The organism is Pseudomonas sp. 15C, assembly GCF_055484735.1.
Genome location: NZ_JBUDGD010000047.1, coordinates 1 through 20445, shown reverse-complemented (window position 1 = coordinate 20445; position 20445 = coordinate 1). Strand labels below are relative to the sequence as shown.

Below are 20445 nucleotides of genomic sequence, written 5' to 3'. Positions count from 1 at the left end.
CACGAGAATCCCCATGCTCATCGGTAGTTACTCTTCCACTCTGGTTTTCATTTCGTTGTGCGTGGCGATTCTCGCTTCCTACACCGCACTCGACCTCACCGGCCGCATCGCCACCGCCAAGGGCCGCGCCGTGCATTTCTGGACGGCCGGCGGGGCGTTCGCCATGGGTGTCGGCGTGTGGTCGATGCACTTCATCGGCATGCTCGCCTTCAAACTGCCGATCGATCTGGGCTACGACATTGTCCTCACCGCGCTGTCGCTGCTGATTGCCGTGCTGTCCTGCGGCTTTGCCCTGTGGCTGGTCAGCCAGCCGAAGCTGCCGATCCTGCAACTGGGCTTCGGCGCGCTGATCATGGGGGCCGGCATCAGTACCATGCATTACACCGGCATGGCGGCGATGCGCATGACGCCGGGCATCGATTACGATCCGGCACTGTTCGGCGCCTCGTTGCTGATCGCCGTCGGCGCTTCGGCCGCAGCGTTGTGGATCGCCTTTCGTCTGCGCCAGCATTCGCCTCATGTGCGGCTGATTCGCGCCGGTGCGGCGGTGATCATGGGTGTCGCCATCGTCGGCATGCATTACACCGGCATGGCCGCTGCGCAATTTCCGGCGGGCAGTTTCTGCGGCGCCACGCTCAACGGCTTGAAAGGCAACGGCCTCGACGGTCTGGTCCTGATCACCACGCTGGCGGTGCTATCGATTGCCTTGCTCACCTCGATCCTCGACGCCCGCCTCGAAGCACGTACTGCCGACCTCGCGCATTCGCTGACCGTGGCCAACCGCGAACTCACCCAATTAGCGCTGCACGACACCCTGACCGGTCTGCCGAATCGCATGCTGCTCGACGACCGCATCAATCAGGCGATGAAAAAAGTCCATGAACACGGCGGCTGTTTCGCGCTGATGTTTATCGATCTGGACGGTTTCAAGCCGGTCAACGATGCGTTCGGCCACCACATGGGCGACGAGTTGCTGCGCGAGGTCGGTGTGCGTCTGCGCGAGGATCTGCGCGGCCAGGACACGCTGGCGCGGATCGGCGGTGACGAGTTCGTCCTGCTGGTGCGTTTGAGTGAACCCAATGATGCGCTCGGCCTGGCTGCGCGCCAGGTGGGTTTGGTCGCCCAGGCGTTCCGCGTCGCGGGTCATGATCTGCAGATTTCCGCCAGCGTCGGCATCGCCCTGTACCCGGGCAACGGCCAGAACGCCCAGGAACTGCTGATGAACGCGGACGCGGCGATGTACCACGCCAAGGGTGGCGGAAAAAACGGCTACAGCTTTTTCGACGCCTCGATGAACAACAACGCGCGCAAGCAGTTGCAGTTGCTGCAGGACCTGCGCGCGGCGCTGGAGCACAGTCAGTTCAGCCTGCATTACCAGCCCAAGTTCGACGCCGGCAATGGTCGGGCGGTCGGGGCCGAGGCGTTGCTGCGCTGGCAGCACCCGGTGCACGGCCTGTTGATGCCGGACAAGTTCATCGAACTGGCGGAGAAAAGCGGCCTGATCATTCCGATTGGCGAGTGGGTGCTCAACGAGGCCTGCCGGCAGATGCGCGAGTGGTTCGTGCTCGGTTACACCGACTGGCGGATTGCCGTGAACCTCTCGGCCTTGCAGTTCTGCCACACCGGGCTGGTGCGCAGCGTCGCCAAAGCGTTGGCCACGCATCACTTGCCCGCGAACAGCCTGACCCTGGAAATCACCGAAACCACGGCGATGAGCGATGCCGATGCGAGCATGACGGTGTTGCAGGAGTTGTCGGACATGGGCGTCGACCTGTCGATCGATGACTTCGGCACCGGATATTCCAGCCTGATGTACCTCAAGCGCCTGCCGGCCAACGAGCTGAAGATCGATCGGGGTTTTGTCCGCGATCTGGAACACGACAGCGACGACGCGGCGATTGTCTCGGCGATCGTGGCGCTGGGGCAGGCGCTGGGTCTGCGGATTGTTGCTGAAGGGGTTGAAACCGGGGTGCAGCAGAAGTTTCTGACCCAGTTGGGCTGTGATTCCTTGCAGGGCTATCTGCTCGGGCACCCGATGCCGGCCGAGCGTTTCATGCAGGACATTGTGCGCGGTGAGGCATTGGCGCTGGCCTGACTGACCGCGTCGCCTGCCATCGCCAGCAGGCTGGCTCCCACACTGGATCTGCTCATGACGCCGAGCCCTGTGGGATTTAGCCTGCTGGCGATGGCGGCCGGCCGGGCGCCACAGACCTTATGCAAAACCCGGCAATGACGGTTATTCTTGGCCCCGACTGTCACGTGTGCATTTGGGGGAAAGGCCAGCATGGATAAAGTCATCGTGATCACCGGCGGCGGGCGTGGCATCGGCGCCGCTACGGCGCTGTTGGCGGCCGAGCAGGGCTATCGGATCTGCATCAACTATCAGTCGGATGAACAGGCCGCGCACAGCGTGCTGGAGCAAGTCCGTGCCTTGGGCGCCCAGGCCATTGCGGTGCGCGCCGACGTCAGTATCGAAGACGAAGTGATCGCGCTGTTCCATCGCGTCGACAGCGAGCTGGGCCGGGTCACCGCTCTGGTGAACAACGCCGGCACCGTCGGGCAAAAGTCGCGGGTCGATGAGATGTCCGAATTCCGTATTCTGAAAATCATGAAAACCAACGTGCTGGCGCCGATCCTCTGCGCCAAACACGCGATCCTGCGCATGTCGCCCAAGCACGGCGGGCAGGGTGGCAGCATCGTCAACGTGTCCTCCGTCGCCGCACGGCTCGGTTCGCCCAACGAGTACGTCGATTACGCCGCCTCCAAAGGCGCACTCGATACCTTCACCATTGGCCTGTCGAAGGAAGTGGCGGGCGAAGGCATTCGGGTCAATGCGGTGCGTCCGGGTTACATCTATACCGATTTCCACGCGTTGAGCGGCGACCCGGAGCGGGTCAGCAAACTGGAATCGGCCATCCCCATGGCCCGTGGTGGTCGCCCGGATGAAGTGGCAGAGGCGATTGTCTGGTTGTTGTCGGACAAGGCGTCGTATGCGACGGGGACGTTTGTGGATCTGGGGGGCGGGCGTTAGTTCTGCGGTGGCGGGTGGGGCGCTATCGCCAGCAGGCTGGCTCCCACATTGGTTCTATATTCACAAATCAACTGTGGGAGCCAGCCTGCTGGCGATGGCGATCGATCAGGCAATATCTGTCTGTCAGAACGACCGCACAATCCGCCCCAACGTCTCCATGGCCTTTTCCGAATCCTCGGTCCACGGGCTGCCATAGTTCAGGCGAATGCAATTTCGAAAGCGTTGGGTCGGTGAGAAAATTGGCCCCGGCGCTATGCTGATGCCTTGGGCCAGCGCCATCTGAAACAACTTCAGCGAATCCATCTGCGGTGGCAATTCCAGCCACAAAAAGTACCCGCCTGCCGGCTGGCTGACCCGCGTCTGCGCCGGGAAGTAACGAGCGATGGCCGCGAGCATGGCGCTTTGCTGTTCCTCCAGCGCATAGCGCAATTTGCGCAAGTGGCGGTCGTAGCCGCCGTGTTGCAGGTAATCGGCAATCGCTGCTTGCGCCGGCATCGACGCGCACAGCGAGGTCATCAGTTTCAGTCGTTCGATTTTCTGCGCATAACGCCCGGCGGCGACCCAGCCGATGCGGTAGCCGGGGGCGAGGCTTTTGGCGAACGAGCCGCAGTGCATGACCAGCCCTTCGGTGTCGAACGCCTTGGCCGGCTTCGGCGCGTGCTGGCCGTAATAGAGTTCAGCGTAGACATCGTCTTCGATCAGCGGGACCTGGTGCTCACGCAGCAATTCGACCAGTTCCTGTTTCTTCGCCTCGGGCATGGTCGCGCCCATCGGGTTCTGAAAACTGGTCATGCACCAGCAGGCCTTGATCGGATGGCGTTCGAGCGTCTGCGCGAGCACGCCGAGGTCGATGCCGTCACGCGGATGCACAGGAATTTCCACGGCCTTGAGCTTGAGCCGCTCGAGCACTTGCAGGCTGGCATAGAACGCCGGGGCTTCGATGGCCACCAGATCGCCGGGCTCGGTCACGGCTTGCAGGCACAGGTTCAGCGCTTCGAGCGCGCCGTTGGTGATCAGCAGTTCTTCCATCGGCAGCATCAGCCCGCCGACCATGTAGCGCAGGGCGATCTGACGACGCAATTGCGGATTGCCCGGCGACATGTCGGTGACCACCATGCGCGGGTCCATCTCGCGCGCGGCGCTGGCGAGCGAGCGCGACAGGCGTTGCAGCGGGAACAGGGTCGGACTGGGGAAGGCCGAGCCGAAGGGTACGGTGTTCGGGTCCTTGATCGAATCGAGCACCGAGAACACCAGTTCGCTGACGTCGACTTCGGTGGACTCATTGACCTGATGGCTGATCACCGGCTCGGAAAACGGGCTCGGTGCATGAGTGTTGACGAAATAGCCGGAACGCGGACGCGCACGGATCAGGCCGCGGCGTTCGAGCAGGTAGTAGGCCTGGAATACCGTGGACGGGCTGACGCCGTATGTCTGGCTGGCGTAACGCACCGACGGCACGCGCTGGCCGGGACCGAGGACGCCGGAGCGGATCAGTTCAGCGATGTCGTCAGCGAATTTTTCGTAGCGTTTCATTGGGAGCCTTGGTGTCTTGATTTTTGTGGTGTGTCAGGGGGAAGGCCCCTCACCCTGGCCCTCTCCCGGGGGGAGAGGGAACTGACCGTGTTGAATTCGAGAAGTACGCTGACCTGAGCTGGCTGTGTTGAATTCATAATCAACTCGGTTTTGCAGATTGATGCAGAAAGTCATACACATCGGTCGGCTCCCTCTCCCTCGGGAGAGGGCTGGGGTGAGGGGCGCGATTCTAACGGCTCAACGATTCATCGGCGCGACAAACCTGCTCTTGGCCACGCTGTACACCTGTGGCTCGTCGCTGTCGGCGATCTTGAAACTCAACGTTTGCGAGCTGCTGCTCGGCCGTTCGCTGGTCATCGCCACGGACACGGGCACATCGACAATCTCGCCGGGCGCCAGGCTCAGTTCGGTCTGCCCTTGCAATTGGAAGCCATCCGCGTCGACCAGTTGCAGGTTGTAGTTCTGTCGCTGCTGAGTCTTGTTGATGACTTTGAGGCTGTAGATGTTCTCGACCTGTCCCAACGCATTTTCGCGAAACAGCCCGCGGTCCTTGGTCACGTCCAGCGAGACCATTGGCCGCTCTACCAACGCCAGTGCCAGCGCGCCGATCATCACCAGCAGCACCAGCGTGTAGCCGATCAAACGAGGCCGCAGCAAATGCGTTTTGCCGCCCTGCAATTCGCGCTCGGAACTGTAGCGGATCAGCCCGCGCGGGTAGTTCATCTTGTCCATGATCGAATCGCAGGCATCGATGCACGCGGCGCAGCCGATGCATTCCATTTGCAAGCCGTCGCGGATGTCGATGCCGGTCGGGCAGACCTGCACGCACAGCTGACAATCGATGCAATCGCCAAGCCCCGCTTCAACCGGTTTGATTTCGCGTTTGCGCGGCCCACGGTTTTCGCCGCGGGCGGCGTCGTAGGCGATGGTCAGGGTGTCCTTATCGAACATCACGCTCTGGAACCGCGCATAGGGGCACATGTGCATGCACACCGCCTCGCGCAGCCAACCGGCATTGATGTAGGTGGCTGCGGTGAAGAACAGCACCCAGAACAAACTGACACCGCCGATCTGCAAGGTCAGCAGCTCTTCCGCGAGTGGCCGGATCGGGGTGAAGTAGCCGACGAAGGTCAGGCCGGTGAGCACGCTGATCGCCAGCCACAAGGTGTGCTTGGCCGCGCGCCGTGCCAGTTTGTTCAGGTTCCACGGCGCGGCTTGCAGTTTGATCCGCTGGTTGCGCTCGCCTTCGGTGATTTTCTCGCACCACATGAACATCCATGTCCACGAACTTTGCGGGCAGGTATAGCCGCACCAGACGCGGCCGGCGAACACGGTGATGGCGAACAGGCCGAACGCGGCGATGATCAGCAGCGCCGACAGCAGAATGAAATCCTGTGGCCAGAAGGTTGCGCCAAAGATATGGAATTTGCTTTCAGCCAGATCCCAGAGCACCGCCTGGCGACCACCCCAATTCAGCCACACGGTGCCGAAGAACAGTGCAAACAGAAACCCCGCGCCACTCAGGCGCAAGTTGCGGAACAGACCGGTGAAGCTGCGGGTGTGAATCTGGGTGTCGCTGGACTTGAATGTCGCCTTCAGCGGGCGTGCGGGCACCTTCTTTATATGAGGCGCTTGGGTGGGGGACGCTTCAACGGTTCGGACGGGGATTCGTTCGCTCATGGTCGTTCGCTCATCAGCCTCCATCAGGCCGGAGCACTATGAGCGTCGATCTGTTTGCAGAACAGACTCAGGTATTTGAATAAAAAGCGGATCAGACGGGCGTGGGCGCAGAGCGTGCGTCAACTTGAAGCAGCACGCGGATAAAGGCGCAAGCGACTATCGCAGGCGTTCGCGCACGGTGTTGATCAAGGTCAGTCAAACCACCGAATCACCCGTGTCGGCTTTCACGTGTTCGCGGCCGTCTTTGGCGCCGGCGACGGTCAGTGCATTGACTTCGGCCTCGGTCAGGTAGATGCGCTGACCTTCGATATCGACCGCCGACATGGCTTTATCGGTGTCGGTGATCACGGTCAGGTCGCTGCAAAGGCGAATTTCCTCGCCGTTTTCGGTGGTGAAGAAGCACGTCTGGTTCTCGATTCGAACGGGCATGAGCGCTGTCCTTTTTCCATGAGGGTCTTGTGGATTAGGGCGCAAGCGTTGCGGTTGGTTCTGCGCAACCGATTAATGGTCGCCGTTGTCCATCGTTTATCAAGCCATAACAAGAGACTGAACGATGGACGACTGGTGGGACGAGGTGTGGCAAACCCTGCAAGCGGAATTTGCCGACGTCGCCGATGCATCGCAAATCACCCGCATCACCGTACGCCTGGTGATGGCAGCGGTGCTCGGCGGCATTCTTGGCTTCGAGCGCGAGCACAAGGGCAAGGCCGCTGGCGTGCGTACGCACATGCTGGTGGCGCTGGGCGCCGCGTTGTTTGTGCTGGTGCCGCAAACCTCAGGCGCGGAATCCGATGCCATGAGTCGGGTGTTGCAAGGCGTGATCGCCGGGATCGGCTTTCTGGGGGCCGGGACCATTCTGAAGAATCAGCAGGGCGACGAGGCCCACGTCAAAGGCCTGACCACGGCGGCGGGGTTGTGGATGACGGCGGCGATCGGCGTGGCGGTGGGGCTGGGCAAGGAGGCGACAGCGCTGCTGAGTACCATTCTGGCGCTGGCGATCTTCAGCGTGATGCCTCATGTGGTGCGGGTGTTTGAAAAGGACGTCGACAAGAATGACCACCTCTGACTGATCGCTGCCACGGTGATTCGCTGCCACGGTGATCGTTCCCACGCGGAGCGTGGGAACGATCGGGTACAAAAATCAGACGATTACGGGGGGCATCGTCGATGGCGGTTCTTCTTTCGGCGGCGGTGTGGTACCCGGCGGTTCCTGCTCGGGCACCGCTGGCGGTTCGGTTTCCGGCAGGGTCGGTTTGTCGATGTTCGGGTCCGGCGTTTCCGCCGGGATCGGGATAGTCATTGAGAACCTCCGTGTGGCACATGGCGTGAGACGTGCTTAAGTGGGTTGACCACCTTGCGATCAATTCGATCCGCCGTCGCGGCGCAGTAATTTCATCTGAACTTTTATCCGCGGCGGTCGCTCGGAACCTAAGTGAGTTCAACACGGGGCGGCTGCCCTGTCGCGAACAGTGATCAGGCACAAGAGCGTCCTTGGGGCGTAGAAGGAGAGATGCTCAATGACTGCTGAACAACCTTCCGAACTCGGCTACAACCCGCACATGCCGCTGGCGCAGGCGTTGCTGCTGCCGCGTATCGTTATTGAAAACACCATGCCGACCCTCGACGGCGGCCAGTTCGCGGTCAAGTCGATCGCCGGGCGCGACATAGTCGTCACCAGCAAGGTCTTCGCCGATGGCCACGACAAACTCGCGGTGCGCATCCGCTGGCGCGAAGCAGGCGCCGAGGAATGGCAGACCGAGGTCATGTCCGATCAGGGCAATAACGGCTGGCGAGGCCAGTTCCGCCCGCAGGAGCAGGGCCGCTACGTTTATTGCATCGAAGCGTGGATCGATCATTTCGCCAGTTTTCAATATGAACTGGAGAAGAAACACAGCGCCGCCGTGCCGGTCTCGCTGGAATTGCAGGAAGGCCGCAGCATGGTGCAACAGGCCGCCGAACGCAGCGAAGGTCAGCTCAGCGAAGACTTGGCAGCGCTGCACCACCAATTGTCCGGGCTGCTCGAAACCGAGCAGGTCGCGTTGTTCCTGCACTCACGCAGTGCAGAGTTGATGGCCCAGGCCGATCACCGCGCCTACCTGAGCATCAGTCCCGAATTCCCCGTAGACGTTGAACGTGAACTGGCCGAGTTCGCCAGTTGGTACGAGCTGTTTCCGCGCTCGATCACCGACAATCCCAAGCGCCACGGCACGTTCAACGATGTGCATTCACGCTTGCCGATGATTCAGGACATGGGTTTCGACGTGCTGTACTTCACGCCGATCCATCCCATCGGTCGCGCGCATCGCAAGGGCCGCAACAATTCGCTGACCGCCGGCCCGGACGATCCCGGCAGCCCGTATGCGATCGGCAGCGAGGAGGGCGGCCACGAAGCGATTCACTCGCAACTTGGCACCCGCGAAGACTTCCGCCGATTGGTGGCGGCGGCTGCTGAACACGGGCTGGAGATCGCTCTCGATTTCGCCATCCAGTGTTCGCAGGATCATCCGTGGCTCAAGCAGCATCCGGGCTGGTTCAACTGGCGCCCGGACGGCACGATCAAATATGCCGAGAACCCGCCGAAGAAATATCAGGACATCGTCAACGTCGATTTCTACGCACCGGATGCGATTCCGAGTCTGTGGGTGGAGTTGCGCGACATCGTCGTCGGCTGGGTCGAGGAGGGTGTGAAGATCTTTCGCGTCGACAACCCGCACACCAAACCGCTGCCGTTCTGGCAATGGCTGATCGCCGACGTGCGCGCGCTGTACCCGGAGGTGATCTTCCTTGCTGAAGCTTTCACCGCCCCGGCAATGATGGCGCGTCTGGGCAAGGTCGGTTACACGCAGAGCTACACCTATTTCACCTGGCGCAACACCAAGGCCGAGCTGGCCGAGTATTTCACCGAACTGAACCAGTCGCCGTGGCGTGAATGCTACCGGCCGAATTTCTTCGTCAATACGCCGGACATCAACCCGGCGTTCCTGCATGACTCCGGGCGTCCCGGCTTTCTCATTCGGGCGGCGCTGGCGACCATGGGCTCTGGCCTGTGGGGCATGTATTCGGGCTTTGAACTGTGCGAATCGGCGCCAGTGCCGGGCAAAGAGGAGTATCTGGATTCGGAGAAGTACGAGATCCGCGTCCGCGACTTTACCGCGCCGGGCAACATCATTGCCGAGATCGCCCAGCTCAACCGCATCCGCCGGCAGAACCCGGCGCTGCACACGCATCTGGGCCTGAAGATCTACAACGCCTGGAACGACAACATTCTGTACTTCGGCAAGCGCAGCGCGGATGGCAGCAATTTCATTCTGGTGGCGGTCAGCCTTGATCCGCATAACGTCCAGGAAGCGAATTTTGAACTGCCGCTGTGGGAAATGGGTCTGCCAGACGATGCCACGACACACGGCGAAGACTTGATGAACGGCCACCGCTGGGACTGGCATGGCAAATACCAGTTCATGCGCATTGATCCGGCGTACCAGCCGTTCGGGATCTGGCGAATCAGCGCTACGTAAGGCTGGCGATTTTCCTGTGGGAGCTGGCTCGCCAGCGATGACGTTGGGTCAGCCAGCATTTTCGGTGCTGTTCCACCGCAATCGCTGGCAAGCCAGCTCCCACAATGACCTCATTGCTTTGAAAAGCAGGTTGTCTTCAAGTATTCAACAGGAGTTTCACATGGCGAAGAAACCCAAGGCAGCCGCCTTCATCAAAGACCCGCTCTGGTACAAGGATGCGGTGATCTATCAGGTTCACGTCAAATCGTTTTACGACTCCAACAATGACGGAATCGGCGACTTTCCCGGCTTGATCGCCAAACTCGATTACATTGCCGACCTCGGCGTCAACACCATCTGGCTTTTGCCGTTCTATCCTTCGCCACGTCGCGATGACGGCTACGACATCGCCGAATACCGCGGCGTGCACAGCGACTACGGGACCATGGCCGATGCGCGGCGCTTTATTGCCGAGGCGCACAAGCGTGGCTTGCGCGTCATTACCGAGCTGGTCATCAACCACACCTCGGACCAGCATCCGTGGTTTCAACGGGCACGCAAGGCCAAACCCGGCTCAGCGGCGCGGGATTTCTACGTGTGGTCGGATGACGACCAGAAATACGACGGCACGCGGATCATCTTCCTCGACACCGAAAAATCCAACTGGACCTGGGACCCGGTCGCTGGCCAGTACTTCTGGCACCGCTTCTATTCACACCAGCCGGACCTGAATTTCGATAATCCGCAAGTCATGAAAGCGGTGCTGTCAGTGATGCGCTACTGGCTGGACATGGGTATCGATGGCCTGCGTCTGGACGCGATTCCGTATCTGATCGAGCGTGACGGCACCAACAATGAAAACCTGCCGGAAACCCACGACGTCCTCAAGCAGATCCGCGCCGAGATCGACGCCAATTACCCTGACCGCATGCTGCTCGCCGAGGCCAATCAATGGCCGGAAGACACGCAGCTGTACTTCGGCGACACCGATGCTGCCGGGATCAATGGCGACGAATGCCACATGGCTTTTCACTTCCCGCTGATGCCACGCATGTACATGGCGCTGGCACAGGAAGATCGCTTCCCGATCACCGATATTCTTCGCCAGACCCCGGAAATTCCTGCCAACTGCCAATGGGCGATTTTCCTGCGCAACCACGATGAGCTGACCCTGGAAATGGTCACCGACAAAGAGCGCGATTACCTGTGGAACTACTACGCCGCTGACCGTCGCGCGCGGATCAACCTTGGTATCCGCCGCCGTCTGGCGCCGTTGATGGAACGTGATCGCCGCCGCATCGAATTGCTCAACAGCCTGTTGCTGTCGATGCCCGGCACGCCGACTCTGTATTACGGCGACGAGATCGGCATGGGCGACAACATCTATCTGGGCGACCGCGATGGCGTGCGCACCCCCATGCAGTGGTCGATCGACCGCAACGGCGGCTTTTCCCGTGCCGACCCGGCGAGTCTGGTACTGCCGCCGATCATGGACCCGCTCTACGGGTATCAATCGGTCAACGTCGAAACCCAGTCCGGCGATCCGCATTCGCTGCTGAACTGGACGCGCCGCCTGCTCGCTGTGCGCAAACAGTCCAAGGCGTTTGGTCGGGGCACGTTGAAGATGCTCTCGCCGAACAATCGTCGCGTGCTGGCGTATATCCGTGAGTACACCGATGTCGACGGCAAGCACGAGATCATTCTGTGTGTGGCCAACGTATCGCGCAGTGCGCAGGCGGTGGAGCTGGATCTCTCGGCTTACGCCGGCATGGTCCCGGTGGAAATGCTCGGTGGTAACGCGTTCCCACCGATCGGTCAGTTGAATTTCCTCCTGACCCTGGCGCCGTATGGCTTCTATTGGTTCGGTCTGGCCGCAGAAAACCAGATGCCGAGCTGGCACGTCGAGCCGGCGCAGAGCCTGCCCGACTTCACCACGCTGGTACTGAAAAAACGCATGGAAGAACTGCTCGAAGCGCCGTCGCGCACGACGCTGGAGCAAAGCATCCTGCCGAGCTGGCTGCAGAACCGCCGCTGGTTCGCCGGCAAGGATGCGGCCATCGAGAAGGTCCATCTGGCTTACGGCGTGCGTTTCGGCGATGCCCAGCATCCGGTGCTGCTCAGCGAAATCGAAGTCACTGCTGGCGGCCAGACCCATCGCTATCAGTTGCCGTTCGGCTTCATCGCAGAGGACCAGGTCGGCCCGGCATTGCCGCAGCAATTGGCGCTGTCGCGTGTAAGACGCGTGCGACAGGTCGGTCTGATCACCGATGCGTTCAGCCTTGAGGCGTTCGTGCGCGCAGTGCTGCAAGGCATGCAGAACGACACGGTGCTGGAGTCGGCCGAGGGTGAAATCCGCTTTGCCTCGACACCGCATCTGGAAAAACTTGGCCTTGGCGCGGAGTCGGAAGTGCGTTATCTGTCGGCCGAGCAGTCAAACAGCTCGGTGGTGATCGGCAACAGCCTGGTGCTTAAGCTGATACGTAAAGTCGCTTCTGGCGTACACCCGGAACTGGAGATGAGCGCTTACCTGACCGAGGCCGGATTTGCCAATATCTCTCCGCTGCTGGGTTCGGTGATTCGCCGCGATGGCGCAGGCGAAGACAACCTGCTGATGATTGCCCAAGGTTATCTGAGCAATCAGGGCGATGCGTGGGAGTGGACGCAGAACAACCTCGAACGGGCCTTGCGCGACGAGCTGGCAGATGCCGTCTCCGAGCAGGAGCAACATTACAACGCCCTTGGCGAGTTGAAGGATTTTGCCGGCATGCTCGGCCAGCGTCTGGGCGAGATGCATCAGGTGCTCGCCGCGCCGACCGACAATGCCGATTTCGCACCGCAAGTGGCGTCGGCCAAGGACATGCAGGCGACCGGCAAGGACGTGGCCGCGCAAGTGGAGCGCGCGCTGACCCTGCTCAAGCAGCATCAGGGCGAACTCAGCGCCGCCGATCAGAAACTGGTCAAGCGCTTGATCGACGACAAGAAAACCATCCTCGCCCATGTGCAGGATCTGGCGAAAAAAGCCACTGGCGGGCTGCGCATTCGCGTCCACGGCGATTTGCACCTTGGGCAGGTTCTGGTGATCAAGGGCGATGCCTACCTGATCGATTTCGAGGGTGAACCGGCGCGGCCATTGAGTGAACGCCGTGGCAAACACAGTCCGTACAAGGACGTCAGCGGGGTGTTGCGCTCCTTCGATTACGCGGCGGCGATGACCATCAACGTGCACAACGTCGATAACAGCGCCGAAGCCGATGCCGCGCGCAAACGCGTCGCCGAGCGCTATCTGCGCGAAGCCCGCGAGGCATTTGTTCAGGCATACCGCCAGGCGGCGGCTAACCTTGATCATGCCTGGCAGGATCCTGCAGGTGCCGACGCCGCGCTGGCGCTGTTCGGCCTGGAGAAGGCAGCCTATGAAGTGGCCTATGAAGCCTTGAATCGCCCCACGTGGCTGCCCGTGCCATTGCACGGTTTGTATGGGTTATTGACGGGGCTTAAACCCTTTTCCGATCTTGGTGGAGAGTAGTCATGAGTTTCTCGAACAAGGAACAGGGTCAGGTCAAAGAGGCCTTGCTGCCCTCGGCAAAAGATATCGATGCCTTGGTGCGTGCTGAACATCACGATCCTTTTTCCATTCTCGGTCCGCACGGCGATGGCGCTGGCGGGCAATTCATCCGCGCCTATCTGCCCGGCGCGCTGAGTGTGGCTGTGGTGGACAAGGACAGCGGCGAAGAACTCGGCCCGCTGGAAATGACCGAAACGCCCGGGCTGTTTGTCGGCCACTTTGCCCAGGCGCGTTCTTACCTGCTGCGCACACGCTGGGCGGGTGGCGAGCAGGTCGCCGAAGATCCTTACAGCTTTGGTCAGTTGCTCGGTGAGATGGACTTGTACCTGTTCGCCGAAGGCAATCACCGTGACCTCAGTGCCTGCCTCGGTGCGCAGCTGAAAACCGTCGACGGCGTCGATGGCGTGCGCTTCGCCGTATGGGCGCCGAATGCCCGGCGGGTCTCGGTGGTCGGTGATTTCAACGTCTGGGACGGTCGTCGCCATCCGATGCGCTTGCGCCATCCGTCCGGGGTGTGGGAACTGTTCATTCCGCGTATGCAAGCGGGTGAGTTGTACAAATACGAAATTCTTGGCGCGCACGGCATTTTGCCGCTCAAGGCCGATCCGATGGCGCTGGCTACCAGCCTGCCGCCGGACACCGCCTCGAAAGTCGCCTCGCCGTTGCAGATCGACTGGCAGGATCAGGACTGGATGAGCAGCCGCCACGAGCGCCAGCAACGTGCCAAACCGCTATCGATCTACGAATTGCACGCCGGTTCGTGGCAATGCGAGCTGGACGATCTCGGCGAAGTAGCGCGCCAGTACAGCTGGCCGGAGTTGGCCGATCGACTTATTCCGTACGTGAAAGAACTCGGTTTCACTCACATCGAATTGATGCCGATCATGGAGCATCCATTCGGCGGTTCGTGGGGTTACCAACTGCTTTCGCAGTTCGCGCCGAGCGCGCGATATGGCACGCCTGATCAGTTCGCCGCGTTCGTCAATGCCTGCCATCAGGCCGACATCGGTGTGATCCTCGACTGGGTGCCGGCGCATTTCCCGACCGATACCCACGGGTTGGCGCAATTCGACGGCACCGCGCTGTATGAATATGCCAACCCGCTGGAAGGCTTCCATCAGGACTGGGACACACTGATCTACAACCTTGGCCGCACCGAAGTGCACGGCTACATGCTCGCTTCGGCGTTGCACTGGCTCAAGCACTTCCATATCGACGGTTTGCGCGTCGACGCGGTGGCTTCGATGCTCTATCGCGACTATTCACGCAAGGCTGGCGAATGGGTGCCGAACCGCCACGGCGGACGCGAGAACCTTGAGGCGATCGACTTCCTGCGCCACCTGAACGATGTGGTCGAACTCGAAGCGCCGGGCGCGCTGGTGATTGCCGAAGAGTCCACTGCATGGCCCGGTGTCAGCCAGAGCACCCAGCAGGGCGGCCTCGGCTTTTCCTACAAATGGAACATGGGCTGGATGCACGATTCGCTGCATTACATCCAGCAGGATCCGGTGTACCGCGCGCACCATCACAACGAGCTGAGCTTCGGTCTGGTCTACGCCTGGTCCGAGCGTTTCATCCTGCCGATTTCGCACGACGAAGTGGTGCACGGCAAGCATTCGCTGATCGACAAGATGCCCGGCGACCGCTGGCAAAAATTCGCCAACCTGCGCGCCTATCTGAGCTTCATGTGGACCCACCCGGGCAAGAAGTTGCTGTTCATGGGCTGCGAGTTCGGCCAGTGGCGCGAGTGGAACCACGATCAGCAACTCGACTGGTACCTGCTGCAATATTCCGAGCACAAAGGCGTGCAGAAGTTGGTCGGCGACCTCAATCGGTTGTATCGCGAAGAACCGGCGCTACATGATCAGGACGACGCACCGCAGGGCTTCCAGTGGTTGATCGGCGACGATGCGATCAACAGCGTTTACGCCTGGTTGCGCTGGAGCAAGGAGGGCGAGCCGGTGCTGGTGGTGGCCAACTTCACGCCGGTGCCGCGCCAGTCCTATCGTGTCGGTGTGCCGTTTGCCGGCCGCTGGAAAGAACTGCTCAACAGCGACGCCGAGACCTATGCCGGTTCTAACTATGGCAACGGCGGCGGGGCGCAGACCGAAGAGGTGCCAAGCCATGGTCAGGCGCTGTCGCTGGAGTTGAACCTGCCGCCGCTGGCCGTGTTGATTCTCAAGCCGGAGGGTCAGTAAAACACCCAGACCCTGTGGGAGCGGGCTTGCCCGCGATGAGTCCGGCACTTCAGCATTAACAGTGACTGACACGCCGCCATCGCTGGCAAGCCAGCTCCCACAGGGGCTACGGGGAAGCTGAAATCACCAACGCATCCGCACACCCAGGCTGCCGATCAACCCATTCAAATCATTGTCATCGACGTCGCTGCTGTAATCCGCGCTGACATACAGGCTCACCGTGGGACTCATGCGTGCCACCAGTCCGAGGCCTAAATCCACGGTCGATGACTTGCGGCTGCTGCTGATCTTGTCGACCTGATCCAGCGTTACCGTGCTGCCGGTGTAGACGGTGTGCCAGAGGTTGGTGCGCACGTAGGGTTCCACCGGCAAACCGTTCAAATCGTAACTGCCCTTCAATCGCGCGCCGACGCGACCGCTCCACGCCGTCAGGTCACTGGACGAGGTGTTGCCGGAACCTGCATAAGGCGTGTCGAGGCTGATGCGTTGATTGATCAATTGCGCCTGCGGCTCCACCACCCAGTTTTCGCTCAGCCCGATGGGAAAACCACCTTCGACCGAGAAGGTCATCGCGCTGCCTTCACTGGCCTGGCGTGCGCCTTGCGGGCTGCGACTGAAACCACTGACACGTCCGGCGCTGGCGGACAGGTCGACGTGCCAGCCCTGAGCGCCGGTCAGGCTGTAATAGGCACCCAGGCTTTGGCCTTGCAGATTCAGGGTGTCAGTGCCAGGGTCGGCGAGGGCGCGGCTGGTCAGCGGGCCGTTGCGACTGGCGCGGATCTGATTATCGCCACCGATGACACCGATGGTTTGCGTATAGCCGTTGTGGCTTTGCAGGGTCAGCAGCGCCGGCCCTTTGCTCTCGCCGCTGCCGGGCATTGCGTAGCTGGACGACAACACATCGGTTTGCGCTTGCCGCGCACTGCGCCCGTACAACTCATCCCAGGTTGACGGTGCGAGATCTTCACTGATCAGCCGTGAGCCGATTGGATCACGCCGTGGGCCGAGTTGCTGCGGGTCAGGGGTAATCACTGTGACGGGGAGGGTCATCACCGGCACATCCGCGCGATACCAGATGCGGGTGGCATCCACCGCTGGCTCGGCCTTGGCCTCCATGGACGAGCACAACAGGATCGAGCTCGACACGGTGCAGAAAGTGAATCTGATCTCTTGTGGGGTGAGTGAAGTTTTCATGGCGGTCTACCTTGCAGGCGCATGCGGCATCTCGATGTGGCGCCTCTCCTACCCCGAACGAGGGGCGACCGAATGGAGCGGGGCGAGCCGTGACCGCTCGCTTTTGCGAGTGGCCGGAGGTTCGTCCCGGTTGATTTTCCGGGGTAGTAAGGTAGAGATAAGAAGAGTGATGGCGCTGCGTCAAGAAATTGGACGATGGGCGGTAATGGCAAAACGGCTCCGCCAAATCTTTGTTTTTATGCGTATTACTAAGTGGTTGTTTGTGCGAGGAATCGCCTGCGCAACAGCTAGGCAGAGCTGCTCAGTCCCCCGACGGAAGGTAGTCGCCCATGCGCCAACAGTGGCGCCACCGACCTCGGCGCCAAGCAAGGCACTGTCAAAATTGCGTCTACAGATGCACTTCCACTGCCAGCGGCAAATGATCGGAAAGATGCGTCCACGGTTTGTTGCCGAGGATTTGCGGGTCATGGCTGCTGGCATTGCGCAGGTAGATCCGGTCCAGTCGCAGCAATGGGAATCGTGCCGGATAGGTCTTGGCCGGGCGGCCATGATGACGCTCGAATGCCTCGTGCAGATAGTCCCGCCGGGCAAGGGCGACGTTGCCTTGCAACTGCCAGTCGTTGAAGTCGCCGGCGATGATGACCGGGGCATCGTCAGGCAGCGATTCCAGTAGCTGGCAAAGCAGCTTCAACTGCAATTGCCGGTGGCTTTCGAGCAGACTCAAATGCACGCAGATGGCATGCACTTCGGCGTGCCCCGGCACATCGAGTATGCAATGCAGCAAGCCACGCCGTTCGGGGCCGGTGATCGACACATCGAGGTTGCGGTATTCGCGGATCGGGTATTTCGACAGCAGGGCATTGCCGTGATGGCCGTCGGGGTACACGGCGTTGCGTCCGTAGGCAAAATCGCTCCACATGCTATCGGCGAGAAATTCGTACTGCGAGGTTTGTGGCCATTCGTTGTAGCGGCTCGAATGCCGTTCATGTTCACCGACCACTTCCTGCAGGAACACCAGGTCGGCCGCCGTACTGCGCACCGCTTCGCGCAGCTCGGGCAGGATGAAGCGGCGATTCAGTGCGGTGAAGCCCTTGTGGGTATTGACCGTCAACACGCGCAGGCGATGAATGACGGGTGCGTCGACACGCTGACGCTCGGGTTCGCTGGACACGTTCACTCCTCGAAATTACGCACGCTTGTTCATGCGACTGATGGGGAGGGGTGGCAGTTCCGTCTGATCTGACCACAACCCCTCTGTAGGAGTGAGCCTGCTTGCGATAGCGGTGGGTCAGGCAATAGATGCGTCAATTGATAGACCGCTATCGCGAGCAGGCTCACTCCTACAGGGGATTGTGGCGGTCAGACGAAGACAATTTCATAGGGCAAGCGCATCCGCTCCAGGATCACCGGTGGCAACAGCGGCGCGATGCCAATGGCCGGTTCGCCGTTGAGCTGGCTGGCGTAGGCGTGGGTGGCGTGGCTTTTGCGCGCGACGGTCCAGGTGTCGAGGCGCACTTTGCGTGCGCGCTCCCAAGGGATCTGTTGCTGTTCGCGCTCCGGCCAGTGCCAGGCCCAGACCGGCACATCGTGGTAGCGGGCGCCGACCTGTTCTGCGGCTTTGGCGCTGGCACGGCCGACCGCTTCATGGTCATCGTTGCCATCGTTGCGCCAGGTACTGAACACCACATCGCCGGGGCGCAGGTACCGATTGATGAACTCGCAGACCTGCGCTTCCTGCACTCGCAGCGCATTGTCGGTGAAACCGCCGCGCACCCATTTCAGGCTGTGCATCGGCAGGCCGAGGCGGCGCAGGGCTTCGACGCTTTCCTGCGGGCGAAACACGCTCAGGCGTTTTTCCGACCATTGCCGCGAGCCGGGGTGGCTGGCGCTGCCATCGGTGATCGAGAGCAATTGCAGCGGATGGCCGAGGTTGGCGAGCAGTTGCAGAAGACCGCCGCACGTCACCACCTCATCACCGGGATGCGGGGCGATCAACACGGCGCGAGCGCCGGGCGGGACCAGAGCGAGGGTATTGATGACGGGAATGCTGTCGAGCTGCACGGCCGAATTCCAGATTTGCGCCGGCAGATTGCTTTCATTGAGGATGAACGGTTTCATCGGTGCGACGTCCTTGTGTGGCATGCCCAGCGTCATCGGTCACAAACGCTGACCGTGAACGCTGATGGCAAAATGGGTTGCAACTGTGCGGTGCTCCGACCCTTGGGTTACCGCGATGCAGAGTATTGCTCAAGACACGGGATTCGTCGCGTCACAGATCAATCTGATCCGTATTTTTTTCGCCAGACTGTGTCAGATTGCGCAAATAGTCGCCGAATCCGCCGCGGGCGCGGCTGTCGAGGCGGGCGCTGGTGTGTACCCGTGGGCGATGGCTCCAGGCGATGTGCGCACCCGAGCGTTCCAGGGCGCGCACCAGTTGCACGTCTTCGTCGCAAGCCAAGGGTTTGAAGCCGCCGGCAGAGATATAAGCCGCCGCGCTGACACCCAGGTTGGCGCCATGGATATGCCGGTGGCCCTCACGTGCCTGATAGTGGCGGTGATAGCGGATCTGCGCCGCTTCATCCACCGAATCGGGCCAGTGCTCAATGGTCACCGTGCCGCACACCGCGTCAGCCTGCAGGCCGAGCTGAGCGACCAGCCAATCGTCGGCGACGCGGCTGTCGGCGTCGGTGCAGGCGATCCAGCGTGCGCCACGCTCCAGCAACCACCAGGCGCCGACGGCGCGCGCTTCGCCAACGTTGCTGGCATCTATCGGCAAGCACATCACCGGGTATTGACTGACAATCTGCGCCGAGCGATCAGTGCAGCTGTCGAGCACCACCAGCACTTGCACTTCCTCGCCGGACAGTTGCGCATGTTGACTGGCGCGCAATGCGGCGCGCAGGCACTCATCGAGCAGCGCCTCTTCGTTGTGTGCCGGAATCACGATACCAATCAACGCAAACCCTCCAGCGCCGCCACCGAACGTGGCTCGCGACTCCACACCTCAAGAATGAAATCCGCTTCCTGATGCAGCACCAGACGCGGCAATGCCAGTTGTTCATGAATCTGATCGTGGACCTGCCGTGCATTCAGCGGGCAGCCCTCGATCGGCGGACGCCAGTGGCAGGCCAGTAATTGGCCGTCGGCGGTCAGGGAATGGCCGATGTGGCGGATCACCTCTGTCAGATCCTCGCGGTCGAGGTAGTAGCCGATTTCGCTAAATACAATCAGGTCGAATTTTTCCTCCGGCCAGTGCCCGGGGAGGCGGTTCTGCCGCACTTCGACGTGGTCGAACAGGCTCAAGCGGGTCTGCGCCAGTTTCACCGCGGCGGCGGCAGTGTCGCAGCACACCAGACGGCTGCAACGGCTGGCCAGCTCGGCGCTCAGTTCGCCGTTGGCGCAACCCGGTTCGAAGATCGCCCGATAATGCGGACGCGGCAGGGCGGCGAGGGTGATCGCGCGTTTGCGCTGTTCGTACCAGCGTTGGCGGAATGCCCAAGGGTCGTCGTTACCGGAAAACAGACCATCGAAATAGCGATCCTCGACACTCAAAGGAACACCACTTCGAAAGGCTGCAACAAACGTTCAAGGACATACGGCGCCAACACCGGCGCCAGTCCTGCATCGCGGTCGCCTTCCAGTTGGCTGGCGAACGCATGGGCGGCGTGGCGTTTGGGCTGTTTTCCTTGTTCTGGGCCCATATGGCCTGTGACGGTGGAAAACGCCGAGGGTTCGAACCGATCAGAGGATTTG

General features: G+C 61.1%; 15 protein-coding genes and 1 pseudogene. 6 read left to right on the top strand and 10 right to left on the bottom strand.

Features of this window, described 5'->3' with window-relative positions:
- The first annotated feature begins 13 nt into the window (after positions 1–13).
- Positions 14–2095: a putative bifunctional diguanylate cyclase/phosphodiesterase gene (locus ACYYKW_RS20560; protein ID WP_464990994.1), complete on the top strand. Its 2082-nt coding sequence runs from the start codon at positions 14–16 to the stop codon at positions 2093–2095.
- A gap of 189 nt (positions 2096–2284) precedes the next feature.
- Positions 2285–3031, top strand: a complete 747-nt coding sequence (locus ACYYKW_RS20555; RefSeq protein WP_090283753.1) for an SDR family oxidoreductase — start codon at positions 2285–2287, stop codon at positions 3029–3031.
- Between the two features lie 123 nt (positions 3032–3154).
- On the opposite strand, the gene mapR is transcribed toward ACYYKW_RS20555, so the two are convergent.
- From mapR to ACYYKW_RS20540, 3 genes are all read right to left on the bottom strand, one after another.
- Positions 3155–4564, bottom strand: coding sequence for a GntR family transcriptional regulator MpaR (mapR, locus tag ACYYKW_RS20550; RefSeq protein WP_093101296.1), 1410 nt, complete (start codon positions 4562–4564; stop codon positions 3155–3157).
- A gap of 237 nt (positions 4565–4801) precedes the next feature.
- A complete protein-coding gene (gene ccoG / locus ACYYKW_RS20545; protein ID WP_464990993.1) occupies positions 4802–6244 on the bottom strand; it encodes a cytochrome c oxidase accessory protein CcoG in 1443 nt (480 codons plus the stop codon).
- A gap of 195 nt (positions 6245–6439) precedes the next feature.
- Positions 6440–6673, bottom strand: a complete 234-nt coding sequence (locus ACYYKW_RS20540) for a DUF3203 family protein (protein ID WP_464990992.1) — start codon at positions 6671–6673, stop codon at positions 6440–6442.
- A 124-nt stretch (positions 6674–6797) separates the two neighbouring features.
- On the opposite strand from ACYYKW_RS20540, the gene ACYYKW_RS20535 reads away from it, so the two are divergent.
- Positions 6798–7310 (top strand): MgtC/SapB family protein, encoded by a 513-nt coding sequence (locus tag ACYYKW_RS20535; RefSeq protein WP_090283745.1) that lies wholly within the window; start codon positions 6798–6800, stop codon positions 7308–7310.
- Positions 7311–7385: 75 nt separating this feature from the next.
- Here the strand turns inward: ACYYKW_RS20535 and ACYYKW_RS20530 are convergent, their stop codons facing one another.
- The gene (locus ACYYKW_RS20530; RefSeq protein WP_167359896.1) at positions 7386–7544 is read right to left on the bottom strand and encodes a hypothetical protein; all 159 of its coding nucleotides are present in this window, start codon (positions 7542–7544) and stop codon (positions 7386–7388) included.
- Positions 7545–7761: 217 nt separating this feature from the next.
- Here ACYYKW_RS20530 and ACYYKW_RS20525 point away from each other — a divergent pair, with 217 nt between their 5' ends.
- The 3 genes from ACYYKW_RS20525 (at position 7762) to glgB (ending at position 15498) form a co-directional block, all read left to right on the top strand.
- Entirely contained in the window at positions 7762–9759 is a 1998-nt protein-coding gene (locus ACYYKW_RS20525; RefSeq protein ID WP_464990991.1) for an alpha-1,4-glucan--maltose-1-phosphate maltosyltransferase, read from the top strand.
- A gap of 160 nt (positions 9760–9919) precedes the next feature.
- A complete protein-coding gene (gene treS, locus ACYYKW_RS20520) occupies positions 9920–13261 on the top strand; it encodes a maltose alpha-D-glucosyltransferase (RefSeq protein ID WP_464990990.1) in 3342 nt (1113 codons plus the stop codon).
- Positions 13262–13263: 2 nt separating this feature from the next.
- Positions 13264–15498 (top strand): 1,4-alpha-glucan branching protein GlgB, encoded by a 2235-nt coding sequence (gene glgB, locus ACYYKW_RS20515; protein ID WP_464990989.1) that lies wholly within the window; start codon positions 13264–13266, stop codon positions 15496–15498.
- A 123-nt stretch (positions 15499–15621) separates the two neighbouring features.
- Here glgB and ACYYKW_RS20510 read toward each other — a convergent pair whose 3' ends face one another.
- From ACYYKW_RS20510 to ACYYKW_RS20485, 6 genes and pseudogenes are all read right to left on the bottom strand, one after another.
- Entirely contained in the window at positions 15622–16692 is a 1071-nt protein-coding gene (locus ACYYKW_RS20510; RefSeq protein ID WP_464990988.1) for an autotransporter domain-containing protein, read from the bottom strand.
- 388 nt (positions 16693–17080) lie between these two features.
- Entirely contained in the window at positions 17081–17863 is a 783-nt protein-coding gene (locus tag ACYYKW_RS20505; RefSeq protein ID WP_090283735.1) for an endonuclease/exonuclease/phosphatase family protein, read from the bottom strand.
- A gap of 188 nt (positions 17864–18051) precedes the next feature.
- Positions 18052–18810: a PIG-L deacetylase family protein gene (locus tag ACYYKW_RS20500; RefSeq protein WP_464990987.1), complete on the bottom strand. Its 759-nt coding sequence runs from the start codon at positions 18808–18810 to the stop codon at positions 18052–18054.
- Positions 18811–18961: 151 nt separating this feature from the next.
- On the bottom strand, positions 18962–19648 hold the full coding sequence (locus ACYYKW_RS20495; protein WP_464990986.1) for a glycosyltransferase family 2 protein: 687 nt from the start codon (positions 19646–19648) through the stop codon (positions 18962–18964).
- Positions 19645–20244, bottom strand: coding sequence for an SAM-dependent methyltransferase (locus tag ACYYKW_RS20490; protein WP_464990985.1), 600 nt, complete (start codon positions 20242–20244; stop codon positions 19645–19647). Before ACYYKW_RS20490 ends, ACYYKW_RS20495 begins: the two co-directional genes overlap by 4 nt.
- Positions 20241–20445: pseudogene (locus tag ACYYKW_RS20485) on the bottom strand (hypothetical protein); the annotation flags it as partial. The gene ACYYKW_RS20490 and the pseudogene ACYYKW_RS20485, both read right to left, overlap by 4 nt.